General features: G+C 64.2%; 14 protein-coding genes. 7 read left to right on the top strand and 7 right to left on the bottom strand.

From position 1 onward, the window contains the following. Positions 1-103: 103 nt before the first annotated feature. The gene (locus B4400_RS12460) at positions 104-1,657 is read left to right on the top strand and encodes an MBL fold metallo-hydrolase (RefSeq protein ID WP_078311367.1); all 1,554 of its coding nucleotides are present in this window, start codon (positions 104-106) and stop codon (positions 1,655-1,657) included. Here B4400_RS12460 and B4400_RS12465 read toward each other — a convergent pair. Genes B4400_RS12465 through B4400_RS12485 form a run of 5 tightly spaced genes read right to left on the bottom strand, consistent with a single transcriptional unit; the run spans position 1,654 to position 5,269 of the window. Next, the gene (locus B4400_RS12465) at positions 1,654-2,112 is read right to left on the bottom strand and encodes a nitroreductase/quinone reductase family protein (RefSeq protein WP_078311368.1); all 459 of its coding nucleotides are present in this window, start codon (positions 2,110-2,112) and stop codon (positions 1,654-1,656) included. The two genes, B4400_RS12460 and B4400_RS12465, sit on opposite strands and share 4 nt — an antisense overlap. A gap of 47 nt (positions 2,113-2,159) precedes the next feature. Continuing rightward, positions 2,160-2,969: a DUF5718 family protein gene (locus B4400_RS12470; RefSeq protein WP_078311449.1), complete on the bottom strand. Its 810-nt coding sequence runs from the start codon at positions 2,967-2,969 to the stop codon at positions 2,160-2,162. Positions 2,970-2,974: 5 nt separating this feature from the next. Next, positions 2,975-4,231 carry a serine--tRNA ligase gene (serS, locus tag B4400_RS12475; RefSeq protein ID WP_078311369.1) on the bottom strand — a complete coding sequence of 419 codons (1,257 nt, stop codon included), beginning with the start codon at positions 4,229-4,231 and terminating at the stop codon, positions 2,975-2,977. A gap of 39 nt (positions 4,232-4,270) precedes the next feature. Further along, positions 4,271-4,801, bottom strand: a complete 531-nt coding sequence (locus B4400_RS12480; protein ID WP_286142066.1) for a GAF domain-containing protein — start codon at positions 4,799-4,801, stop codon at positions 4,271-4,273. 18 nt (positions 4,802-4,819) lie between these two features. Beyond that, positions 4,820-5,269: an ankyrin repeat domain-containing protein gene (locus tag B4400_RS12485; protein WP_078311371.1), complete on the bottom strand. Its 450-nt coding sequence runs from the start codon at positions 5,267-5,269 to the stop codon at positions 4,820-4,822. 85 nt (positions 5,270-5,354) lie between these two features. On the opposite strand from B4400_RS12485, the gene B4400_RS12490 reads away from it, so the two are divergent. The 5 genes from B4400_RS12490 to B4400_RS12510 all read left to right on the top strand — a co-directional run bounded on the left by B4400_RS12490 (position 5,355) and on the right by B4400_RS12510 (position 9,702). Next, positions 5,355-7,022: a septum formation family protein gene (locus tag B4400_RS12490; RefSeq protein ID WP_078311372.1), complete on the top strand. Its 1,668-nt coding sequence runs from the start codon at positions 5,355-5,357 to the stop codon at positions 7,020-7,022. A gap of 28 nt (positions 7,023-7,050) precedes the next feature. After that, the gene (locus tag B4400_RS12495; RefSeq protein WP_078311373.1) at positions 7,051-7,401 is read left to right on the top strand and encodes a metallopeptidase family protein; all 351 of its coding nucleotides are present in this window, start codon (positions 7,051-7,053) and stop codon (positions 7,399-7,401) included. 145 nt (positions 7,402-7,546) lie between these two features. Then, entirely contained in the window at positions 7,547-7,918 is a 372-nt protein-coding gene (locus B4400_RS12500) for a PE family protein (RefSeq protein WP_078311374.1), read from the top strand. A gap of 3 nt (positions 7,919-7,921) precedes the next feature. Beyond that, positions 7,922-8,962: a PPE domain-containing protein gene (locus tag B4400_RS12505; protein WP_078311375.1), complete on the top strand. Its 1,041-nt coding sequence runs from the start codon at positions 7,922-7,924 to the stop codon at positions 8,960-8,962. Next, entirely contained in the window at positions 8,959-9,702 is a 744-nt protein-coding gene (locus tag B4400_RS12510; protein WP_078311376.1) for an ESX secretion-associated protein EspG, read from the top strand. The genes B4400_RS12505 and B4400_RS12510 overlap by 4 nt, the downstream gene beginning before the upstream one ends. A gap of 14 nt (positions 9,703-9,716) precedes the next feature. On the opposite strand, the gene B4400_RS12515 is transcribed toward B4400_RS12510, so the two are convergent. Both B4400_RS12515 and B4400_RS12520 read right to left on the bottom strand, forming a co-directional pair. Further along, complete coding sequence (locus B4400_RS12515) at positions 9,717-10,415, bottom strand: MspA family porin (RefSeq protein ID WP_078311377.1); 699 nt, start codon at positions 10,413-10,415, stop codon at positions 9,717-9,719. 63 nt (positions 10,416-10,478) lie between these two features. Continuing rightward, positions 10,479-11,159, bottom strand: coding sequence for an MspA family porin (locus B4400_RS12520; protein WP_078311450.1), 681 nt, complete (start codon positions 11,157-11,159; stop codon positions 10,479-10,481). A 302-nt stretch (positions 11,160-11,461) separates the two neighbouring features. Between B4400_RS12520 and B4400_RS12525 the strand changes: the two genes are divergently transcribed. Continuing rightward, entirely contained in the window at positions 11,462-12,094 is a 633-nt protein-coding gene (locus B4400_RS12525) for a TetR/AcrR family transcriptional regulator (RefSeq protein ID WP_078311451.1), read from the top strand. Positions 12,095-12,212: the final 118 nt, after the last annotated feature.

Below are 12,212 nucleotides of genomic sequence, written 5' to 3' on the forward strand. Positions count from 1 at the left end.
GGCCGATTTTACGTAGCATCCCTATGCAAGGGGATTTTGGTGCATTTTCCAGCGTCTTACGCACCTTTTTGCACCGTAATCGCAGCTCGATAGGCTGGGGGCCATGCGAGTCACCAGTGTCGGCCACGCCGGATTCTTCATCGAGACGGCTGCGGGCAGCGTCCTCTGCGACCCCTGGGTCAACCCCGCGTACTTCGCCTCCTGGTTCCCATTCCCAGATAACAGCACCCTGGACTGGGACCGGCTCGGGAACTGCGACTACCTCTACGTCTCGCATCTGCACAAGGACCATTACGACCCGAAGAATCTGACCGAGCACGTCAACAAGGACGCCGTGGTGCTGCTGCCCGACTATCCGGTGCCGGACTTGAAGCGCGAGCTCGAAGGGCTGGGTTTCCACACGTTCGTGGAGACCGAGGACTCGGTGAAGCATCACGTGAGTGGCCCCAAGGGTGATCTGGACATCATGATCATCGCGCTGCGGGCCCCTGCCGATGGACCCATCGGCGACTCCGGCCTCGTGGTGTACGACGGCACCACCACGGCTTTCAACATGAACGACGCCCGCCCCGTTGATCTGGATGTGCTGGCCCAGGAGTTTGGGCATGTCGACGTGCACATGCTGCAGTACTCGGGGGCTATCTGGTACCCAATGGTCTACGACATGCCCGCCCGCGCCAAGGAGGCCTTCGGCACCCAGAAGCGGCAGCGTGGAATGGACCGGTGCCGCCAGTACATCGCACAGGTGGGCGCCACCTGGGTGATCCCATCCGCCGGGCCACCGTGCTTCCTGGACGCAGAGCTGCGTGACCTCAACGACGACCATGGCGATCCTGCGAACATCTTCCCAGACCAGCTGGTGTTCCTGGACCAGATGCGCCAGCACGGTCACGACAGGGGTCTGCTGATGATTCCCGGCACCGTCGCGGATTTCACTGGCTCCGAACTCAATTCATTGACACATCCGGTGTCCGACGAGGAGGCCGAACATATCTTCGGCGCCGGGAAGGCCGCATACATCGAGGCATACGCGCAGCGAATGGCTCCCGTACTGGCCGCCGAGAAGGCGGGGTGGGCGCCCGCCGAGGGGGAACCGCTACTGGAGCCGCTGCGTGCCAAATTCGAGCCGATCATGGCGCAAACCGATCAGATCTGCGATGGCATCGGCTACCCGGTAGAACTGCGCCTCGGCGCCGAGACTGTGGTGCTCGACTTCCCTAAACGCATTGTCCGCGAACCCATTCCCAATGAAAAGTTCCGGTACGGTTTCGGGATCGCACCCGAGCTGGCGCGTACCGTGCTCCGCGATGACGAGCCCGACTGGGTGAACACCATCTTCCTATCCACCCGCTTCAAGGCCTGGCGAGTGGGCGGCTACAACGAGTACCTGTACACCTTCTTCAAATGTCTCACCAACGAGCGCATCGCCTACGCCGATGGCTGGTTCGCCGAAGCTCACGACGACAGTGCCTCGATCACCATGGACGGCTGGGAGATACAGCGCCGCTGCCCGCACCTGAAGGCTGACCTGTCGAAATTTGGTGTGGTGGAAGGAAAGACGCTCACCTGCAATCTGCACGGATGGGACTGGAACCTGGAGACCGGCCGCTGCCTGACCTCCAAGGGCCACGAGCTGCGGTCCAAGAAGCTCGGCTAGGCCGGAACCAACTCGAACATCGGAATCACCCGGTCGATCCGCGCCTGGTAATCGCCGAAGAACGCGTACGCGGCCACCAGCGCCGGGAACATATCGTTACGCTCGCTCGAATCCAGCTCGCGCACAACGGCGTTGTAGGTATCCGGAACTATCTCAACGGTCACCTCGGGATGGGCGCGCACATTGAAGATCCATGATGGGGGCCTCTGCTGTCCGCCGTTGGACCCCACAATGAACCTGCGCCCGTCGTGCTCGAAGTACCCCAGCGGGGTCAGCCGTTCGATTCCTGACTTGGCGCCGGTGATTGTCAGGATGAGCACCGGCATCTCATCGTCGGCCACCCCAGGCAGCTTGCCGCCGTTCTCGCGGAGCAGCCTGATCATCCGGCTATCGTGTTTCTGCACACCGTTTTCAGAAAGCTCCCGATACGTATCCGATGTCACACCTTCGGTCATATCTCGACGTTAGCGCGAACTCAGAAGTCCGAACCCCACCGTCCCGCCTAGCGGACGTTACGCACCCGCTGCCGCAGCTCGGACGCCTCGACGGACTCGGTGCTGTACACGCGCACCACCGCCTCGTCACCTGCCTGTAGGTACGTGGATTCGCCCAGGGGCGTGTACTTGGTTGCCCCGATACCGATCAGCACATGCGCGGGGTGCCCGGCGGCCACCATCAGCGTGCCCACATCCTCCAAGGGAGTGTCTGGCGAACCCTTTTGGTTATCCAATCTTTCGGTGATCCAGTCCAAGAGCACCTCGCCGTAGTAGGAGTAACCAAGTAGCGGGCTGTCCACGCCGTACTCGTGCTCTTGTCCGTCCGCGGTGTGCAGATGACAGTTCAGCCGCAGGGTGGCGGTTGGTCCGTCGGGGGTGAGATCGCTGACTTCAAAGAACTGTCGCGCAACGCCTTTGGATGCCGCACCCCAATTCTTCTTATAACTGATCTTGGGGGCATTGGGCCGCCGGATCGAGCAGTCGTTGAAAGCGCCCAGCGCAAACGGCTCCAGCGATGCGACAACGTCACCACGCCAATGCACCCGGCATGCCAACCCCACCTCGGGTTCGATCTGCAGGTTCAGCGGGGTATCACTCTCGGGCAGCACCGTCTCATCGTGCGAGAGCGGGAACTGCCCCAGGAATCCATCGTCACCGGGCACGTACCAGGGGAAGATCCCCTTGGGCGCGATGCCGTTAGACGCCACGTTCACGAAATCCGCAGACTCCCCGGCCTGTTCGAGATGCCCGGCGAAGTTCCCGGCCACCCCGAAGCCGAACCAGCTACGCAGTTCGTCCAGCTCGACGTCGAGCATCTTGCTCATTTGGGCTCCAGCACTTCGGTTCCGACGAAGGGCACCAGGGCCGCGGGTACCCGAACGCTGCCATCGGGTAACTGGTGGTTCTCCAGGATCGCCACCAACCACCTCGTGGTCGCCAGCGTGCCATTGAGTGTCGCGGCCGTCTGCGGCTTACCGTTCTCGTCGCGGTAACGCACAGCCAGCCGCCGCGCCTGGAAGGTGGTGCAATTGGAGGTAGAGGTGAGTTCGCGGTAGGCCTGCTGCGTCGGCACCCACGCCTCGCAGTCAAACTTGCGTGCCGCCGACGATCCCAAATCTCCTGCCGCAACGTCGATCACGCGGTACGGCACATCGATGTGGGCCAGCATCTGACGCTCCCAGCCCAGGATCTTGTTGTGCTCGGCCTCGGCGTCCTCGGGCTTGCAGTAGACGAAGGCCTCCACCTTGTCGAACTGGTGCACCCGGATGATGCCGCGGGTGTCCTTGCCGTAGCTGCCGGCCTCGCGGCGGAAGCAGCTGGACCATCCGGCGTACCGCAACGGGCCCTCATTCAAGTCGAGGATCTCGCCGGAGTGGTACCCGGCGATCGGCACCTCCGAGGTGCCCACCAGATACAGGTCGTCTTCCTCGAGGTGGTACACCTCGTCGGCATGGGCACCCAAAAATCCTGTGCCACCCATGATTTCGGGCTTGACCAATACCGGGGGAATCAGCAGGGTGAAACCGTTGGCCACCGCGGTCTGCACGGCCAGCTGCAGCAGACCGAGTTGCAGCAGCGCTCCATATCCGGTGAGGAAGTAGAACCGGGCACCGGAGACCTTCGCGCCGCGCTCCATGTCGAACAGGCGCAGCGACTCGCCCAATTCCACATGGTCCTTGGGGTTTTCGATGGCAGTCGGCTCGCCCACCAGCTCGCGGACCACAAAGTCCTGCTCGCCACCGGCCGGGACGCCGTCGATCACCACATTGCTGATCGCCTTGTGTGCCTCGGTGAACGAGGCTTCCGCCACCACCTGCTCGGCTTCGGCCGCCTTGACTCGCGCCGCGAGTTCAGAGGCGGCAGCCAGCAACGCGGGGCGCTCCTCGGGCGTCGCCTGACCTACCTTCTTACTTGCCGTCTTCTGCTCCGCGCGCAGAGTATCGCCGGTCGACACCGCCGCACGCCGTGACGTATCGGCGTCGAGGAGCACATCCACGAGTGCCGGGTCCTCGCCTCGCAGACGCTGCGAGGCACGCACCGCGTCGGGATTTTCACGCAGAAATTTGAGGTCGATCACTCGCTGAACACTACTGGGGCTAGTTTCCGCACCTGCGATTCAGCCCAGTGCTGATCCATCGGCTCGAACAATCGTCTCGACCTGGGCACGCAACGCCGCCAGCTCCTCGTGCTCGGTCGGCGAGTACTCGCGCGCCACCTCGTCGAGCACACACACCGTGCCGACGACCTCACCGGCCGAGTTGTGAACGGGAAGCCCCAGATAGTTGGTGAGGCCGAACTCGATTTCATCCTCGTTGCCCGCGAAACGCGTGTCGACGCGCGAGTCCCTCACGAAGACCTCCTCACCGGTGTCCACGACGCGCTCGCAGTACAGAGGGACCCTGCCCTGGTCGTCTCCCGCCTTCTTTCCGACAGAGCCAACCGTGTAGTGCTCGGCCGCCTCTCCAGCCGTGGCAGCGACAGCCATCGCACCAGGCTCCGAACGCATGACCAGCACCGATCGGACACCTAGTAGGCGCGCGACCTCGTCAAGCCGCGGCGCCAGCTCAGCGAGCTGCGGATTGGTCTCGGCAGATGCCACGCAGCAACGCTCTCCCACCGCGGCGACAGCAGCGAGGGTTGCACTCACCGTGAATCCGCAGGCGGCCTAACGGCCGAACAGGCTCAGATACTCGTCCTTGCCGAACATCCGCGCCGCATCGAGCGCGGACGGGGTCCCGGCGGTGGGATCGGCGCCCGCATTGACCAGGATTTCGACGATGTCATCGGAGCCCTTGAACACCGCGCCGGCCAACGGGGTCTGCCCCTTGTCGTTGGCGCGATTGACGTCGGCGCCGCGCGCTATCAGCGACCGCACCGTCGACGCGTTCCCGTGGTAGGCGGCCAGCATGACAAGGGTGTCGCCCGCCTCGTTCGTCAGATCCACCGGTGCACCGGAGTCCAGGTACGCGGCCAGGGTGGACGCGTTGCCCTCTCTGGCCATATCGAAAAGCTCGTGGGCGAGCGCGGCGACCTGCTCGGCAACGCGGGCCTGATGCTCGGCTTCCCCCGCTGAAGAGTCGCCGATCTCGTCGCCGTCATCACGGTCAGGTTCCATCGTTGTCACAGAGTTCAATCTAGCTGCGCTCGCGGACAGCATCGCTGGGCTAACCCGCACCGCCACCTGTAACAATGACTGCAGTATGAGTGACGAAGCCGAACCCACGCCGAAGGTCGAGCGGGACGAGTCCTCCCCGGACCAATCCACCAACGACGAGGTGGACACCGATACGTCCGCGGACTCCGCTGCTGAGTCCGCGGATGCTGCCGTGCCCCCCGCGGAGGCCCAGGAAACCCCGGAGACCCCCGTCGCCTCGGACTCTGATACCGAATCGGCCGCTGCCGACTCTCCGCAGACGGAAGTCTTGGACTACCCCGAAAACGAGGATCCCGACGCTTCCGCCGATGGCGTCGACGAGGCCGCTCAGCCGGCAAAGAACCACTGGTGGGAGGGCCTGAAAGAGGGCCTTAAAGAGCGCTCCACCCACCGTGCGCTGCTGCTCGTCACTTTTGGCGGGTTGTTCATCGCGGGTCTCACTCAGGCGCTGCCGGACGGCTGGACCTCGGCAGATCGTTTGGTCAACAAGATCGATTCCAATCCGGTACCGAGCACCGGCGCCCCGGGCAACAGCACCTTCAATTCGGCAAAGGGTGGCGACTGCCTCAGTTGGTCCGCGCCCACGTCCATGGCCGACGTCCGGACCGTCGATTGTGCGACCGACCATCGTTTCGAGGTCGCCGAGTCGATTGACCTGCGGACCTTCCCCGGCACGGAGTACGGGCCGGATTCGCAGCCGCCCAGCATGGTGCGCATCCAGGAGATCAGCCAGGAGCAGTGCCAGGTCGCCATCAATCGCTATCTGGGCGATCGCTACGACCCGAACAGCCGATTCACCATGGGCATGCTGTACCCGGATAAGAAGGGCTGGTCTGAGGCGGGCGAACGACGCGTGCTGTGTGGGCTACAGCTCCCCGGCTCCGATAACCAGCAACAGCTCTTCCGCGGCAAGGTGGCCGAGCAGGACCAGTCCAAGGTCTGGCCGGTAGGCACGTGTGTCGGCATCGACTCGACGACGAACCTGCCCACCGAGCTCCCGGTGGACTGCGACAGGGCGCATGCCATGGAGATCACCGGAACCGTGAGCCTCGCGGAGCAGTTCCCGGGTTCGGTACCACCCGAACCCGACCAGGATGCGTTCATCAAGGACAACTGCAACCGCCTGACCAACGAGTACATGGGCAATCCCGACGGGTTCCGCGCCACCACGCTGACGCTGTCGTACAACACGATCACCTTGCCGAGCTGGACCGCGGGGAGCCGTCAGGTCAGCTGCAACATCGGTTCCACCCTCGGCAACGGCGCGTGGTCGACCTTGGTCAACAGCGCCAAAAGCGGGCAATTACTGATCAATGGGCAACCGCCGGTACCGCCGCCGGACATTCCCGCGGACCGGCTGAACCTGCCGCCGATCCCGTTGTCCACCACCCCGGCGCCGACCCAGCAGCCGACTCAGCAACCCAGCTACACCCAGCAGCCGACATACACGCAGCAGCCAACCCGCACTCAACAACCAACACAGCAACCGACCCAGCAGCCGACGCGGACCTCTGCGCCGCCGACGTCTTCGGTCGCGCCTAACCCGAGCAATCCTCCTGGTAACACGATCGTGACGACGCTGCCGCCGGGCGCGGGTCCACCACCGCCTCCCGCGGGCCCGCCGATGGATGGCCCACCCATGGAGGGACCGCCGATGGAGGGGCAGGTGCCGGGACAGGCACCGCCCGGAGCCCCGCCACCCGGGCCGGCCTAGCGGTGCCCGCACCCGACTCCGGCCCCTGATGGCCGTCCCGATGAGCGAGCAACGGTTCGAAGAACTCGTCGCCGATGCCCTCGACGCCGTGCCGCCCAAGCTTGCCGCCGCCATCGACAACGTGGTGGTGCTGGTCCAGGACCAGCATCCGGAGGATCCCGAACTACTCGGGCTATACGAGGGGATCGCGCTGACCGAGCGTGACAGCTTCTACGCGGGCGCGCTGCCGGACACCATCACGATCTATCGCGAGCCGTTGCTCGAGATGTGTTCCAGCGAACACGAGGTGATCGACGAGGTGACGATCACCGTCATCCACGAGATCGCTCACCATTTTGGTATCGACGATGAGCGACTACACCAGCTGGGCTGGGACTAAAGAGGCGGCTGAGGTTTGCGGGAAAAATATCCAAAAATCTCGGAGAATGATGGAACCGAACAGAGGGATCCGCCGTCCATCTCTAGTGAAAGGGCAAATCTGCCCGTAGGACGACGCGAGACGAGCGGGGGAAAGGGGACAGAAGATGGCTGACGTACCGGCGCCCGCCCAGCGTGAGGAGATCCGTTGGGACCTGGCTAACCAGCCGGGGACTGTTCTACAGGTCGATCCGGATGTGATGAAGGATGCCGCTGTCCAGTACGACGCGATGGCGCAGCGACTGCAGGAGGCTCTCGACAAGCAGCTCGAGGCCACGAAGTTCGGCTCCGCGGGCCGCGACGAGGTGTCCACCGCGGTGGCCAACGCGTCCGCGAAGACCAACGAGAACTTCGAGAAGGTCGCCAAGGACGGCATCGAGCAGCTCAAGCGCATTGCCGAGGCGTTCCGACGCAACTCGCAGGCGTTCGTGGATCTCGAACGGCACAACGCCGCCCGTATCAATGGTGTGGGGGAATAGATCATGACCGGATTCACTGGCGTCAACTGGGTGGCCCGTAAGGCGAAGAAGCTGGCCCTGGACCTGACCACCGGTGCGGGCCCGACGCATGTTGTCGACAGCGCCCTGGCCTGGCAAGAGATCAGCGCCGCGTTCGCCGAGGTGCACGAGAACAGCCTGGGCGTCAGCGAGAAGCTCGTGGAGGGGTACCGCGGACCTCGTGCCGAGGAGGCGCTGTCCAAGCTGACCCCTTTCACCGAGTGGCTGGACAAGATGGCCGGACTGACTCAGGAAGTCAGCGACACCGCCAACACCTACGCCGAGTCCTATGGCACCGCGGTTCTTGACATGCCGCACATCAACGACCTGGCCCAGCTGGAGAAGGCCAAGGCCGAAGCTTTGTCGGCTGGCGGAGCGCTATTCGGACTCCACGCCACCACCGAGGGCATGGAGCAGGGTCTCGACCTGCAGGCCGCTAAGGCCATGGAGACCTACGAGTCAGCCAGCGTGCCCGCGGCCAAGGTCGTGGAGTTCCCGGCGGCTCCGGAGATCATCAAGTACCCCGAAGAGAAGTCGGAAGCCAACAGCGGCAACACCGGTGTCAGCGCTGCGGGCGTTGGCCTGTCCGAGATGGGCCCGAGCCCGCTGAGCCCCGACTCGGTGCCCGGAGTGCAGAGCGCCCGCGCGGCGGCCATCTCGATGACCGCCAACGCGGCCGCCGCCGGCGGCTCCGGTATGGGCATGGGCGGAATGGGTGCGCCGATGGCCGGCATGATGGCCGGCGGCGCGCTGGCCGCGAGCGCAGGCAAGGGCATCAAGGCCGGAAACGTCAACAGCAAGAAGGACGAGGACGAAGACGACGAGAAGCTCACCGCCATCGGCGCCACCGGCGTCTTCATGGGCGACGAGAGCAAGCCCGTCGAACTGCCGGACATTCTGACCACCAAGTCGGGTACCGACAAGGTCGCCGACTTTGAAAACGTAGATGCCTCAACGCTGTTCGAGCGCGGCGGCTCCAAGGGAGCAGTGGCGCCGCCGGTCCTCGGTGCGAGCGCGGAGCTGTGACCGTCCGCCTGGACTTCGACGAACTGGAGCTGACCCGCGAGATCACCGGTAACGACCTCTTGCCGGTTGTGTTGGCCGCGGGTCCGCGCCACGAAGACGAAGTCGAACATCGAGACGCCCTGGAAAGCGCCCGCGCCAGGCTCAAGGAGCGCAATCTGCTGAAGGGCGAGGACCTTCACCCGACGCTGCGTGACATGCTGACCTCGGCCAGCAAGGCCACCGGTCAGGTGGCGGTACGCCGTTGGGCGGGATCGCAGATGCTGCGCCTGTGCCTGGTCGAGCACGGCGAGGCGTATGTGCTGCTGGTCAATGATGGCGAGGGTGTGGCCATGCGATCGGTGTCCGGTTCACTCGGCGCCGAACTGTGGCGCTACCTGGGCGATGCCACCCCGCTGAAGTTCGGGTCGATCAACGCGCCCGCCGAGCAGCTGGCCCTGGCCCTCAATGCCGAGCCCGCCGATATGGCCCGCCATCTCATGGCGCTCGGTGCCACCAAGGCCGACGCCGTAACCGTCGCGAAGGCGATGGCTCGCCGCGGCGCGATGACCGAGATCACCGCAATTCGCCGAGTCGACGGCATCACCGACCGCGCACCTGGCGGAGTTGCGGTGTACGACACCGCGTTTGGCCGAATCATGGCGACTCCCAGCACATCTGCCGACGGTGCGTTGTGGGCCACGCTCACTCCAGCGACACCGCAGCGGATGACGCACGCGCTCAAGAGCCTCGGCCTGGAGTAGGGCAACGGCCCTGTTCACACCGTCTTGGTGACGCCGTAGTAGCCGATGATGTCTTCAGTTCCTGAGGTCGTGCTGGTGAGCACCGCATAGGACCGCAGGAACGACTGCCCGATGCACCCATCGATCTTGATGTGGACATCCTTGAGCGTGACGCGTGATTGCGTGCCCTTGAACTTCTTCTTGGTGACAGAGACGTTGATGACCTCACCGGGCTTTGGTCTCACCTCAATGTTTCCCACGAGGGGCATGCTGATATTGCCGAGTCCGGACTGGCCGATCGACGAGGAGAGGCCGACGCTTCCGGTCAGACGAACACCACTCAGCGCGATACCGCAGCCGATCTGATAGCCCGCCTCGACGGTGCCGCCTTTCAACTTGGTGCTACCGCCTCCCTTCACGGTGGCGATGAATGTGCCTCCGGCCAGATACTCACGGGATGAGGTCGCCGTGGTGAGTGGCGGGATTGGCAGCTGGGTCTCTTCCTCGGCCGCAAGCGTCAACACCCAGCCGTCCGGTGTGGTGACGGTCGCCGGTGGTTCTGAGGCGACGACGCCGGTGTCCAACGCTGGGCCTGGTTCGCCCTCCACCGGGGGCGGCGGGTTCTCGGCTGCGGCGGGCAAGGGAAGTGGAGAAGGAATGGGTTCGGCCGATGCCAGCGGGGCCGCTCCCGTGAGTACGCACGCGGCAGTCACCGTGGCAAGAGTTCTATACATGGTCATCGACGCCTCTCAAAACTGGATGTGGTTGAGCAAGTAAGGGTTTGGCTGGTCCAGAAGTCAGACGGCCTTGGTGACGCCCATGTAGGTGATCACGTCCTGCGTGTCCTCGGTGGAACTGGTCAAAATCGCATAGGAGCGGATGAAGGACTGACCCACGCAGCTGTCGATCTTGATACGAAACGCGGTAATAGAGACGCGGGCGGTGTCCCCCTCGAATGCCATCTTGGTGACCGGGATGATGGTCGCGGTCCCCGGCTTGAGGGTCGGGCGGACCTGTGCAAAGACGTTGCCGCCGACGCTGGGCACGCCTGCGGGGCTGATCTGTGGCGTGATGCCGCCACCAAATCTCAGGTCGACCTCGGCAGCGCTTATGCCACAACCGATTTGGTATCCAGCCTCCAGGATGCCGTCGGTCAGTTTGGTGGTACCGGCCCCCTTGATGGCTCCGAGGAAGGTGCCACCGACCAGATACTCGCGCGAGGACAGGGCCGTGGTCAACGGCGCGACAGGCAACTGCACCTCGTCCTTGGCCGCGACAGCCAGAATCCAGCCCTCTCGCGTCCGTAGGGTGCCCGGCTCCCCCGACGCGACGGCACCGTCTGCCGCAGGCGGGACCGGTACCGAATCGGCCGCCGCTGCATCCGGAAGTGGCTCGCCGCCCGGCGGATCCGCCAGGGCCACGGGCGCGATCGCACCGAGCGCACACGCGGTGGTCAGGACGGCAAGACTTTTCAGCATGGTGGCGGCGGTGCCTCTCAGTTGTCCAACACGGTCCATCCCCGGGAAGCCCGGGGGGCGATACCTGGTACCCCTTTGGGGTATGGATGATTTTTAAGATGACCTCATTTACGGCGCGTGAACGGATCGGGAACGGGGCTTGTCTGTTGAGCATCCGTTCCATGCGCACGCGGCAGCGTACGTGGGATGGACGTCTCCGGCCCGGCAGCTGGACGCCGAGATTGGCATAATGGCAATATATGAACCAGACCGATCCGAGTGAGTGACCAGTCGGTTCCGGCGCAAGACTCGAGGAGGTGGCGGTGTCCGGCCAGCGACAGCGGATCAGCCGCGCAGAGTCTCAGCAACGTACTCGGGAGGAACTTCTGAATGCGGCCGAGGAATTGTTCCTCGCCAACGGACTAGGCGGGACAACCGTCACCAAGATCGCCGATGCCGCCGGCCGGACCGTCGGAGCGATCTACTCGAACTTCTCCAGCAAGGAGAACCTTTGCGCAGAGGTGCTGCTGCGCTGCTACATGCGAACCTTCTCCGAGGTTGCCGGAAAGCTCATCCAGTCAGCGTCCTCCATCGACGACCAGATCACTCAACTAGCGCACTGGTCCGCGGCGTTAAGTGGGGATGAGGGCCTGGTAGCACTGGCGGCAGAGTACGCGCTCGCCATCCACAAGGATCAGGCGCAGCTGGCTGTCTCACAGGGCCACATCGCGATGGGGCGCACTCTTCTCGGCGCGGTGCTGGCCAACACCCTCCCCGACACCACCCCGGAGGACGAGCGTGACACCGCGCTAACCGCGGTCCTCGCAACCGCCGCAGGATTGGCCTTGGGCCGCACGCTCGGGACCATCGACGACACCCAGTACGTCGATCTGTTGACGCGCACCTTGCGGCTGTGGATCGCCGATCTGCGGCAGTTTCCGAACACCTCCAGCTAATCTTCCAGGACAGCCCGCCAGCCAGCACTCGGGCAATCCTGCTTTCGCGGAACGTTTCCAGACCCTCGCACCGGCAGGCATTGCGCCTTCATTCAGATAATCATATTATCTGAATGAA

The sequence above is a fragment of the Mycobacterium sp. D16Q13 genome (assembly GCF_002013375.1).
Taxonomy (GTDB): domain Bacteria; phylum Actinomycetota; class Actinomycetes; order Mycobacteriales; family Mycobacteriaceae; genus Mycobacterium.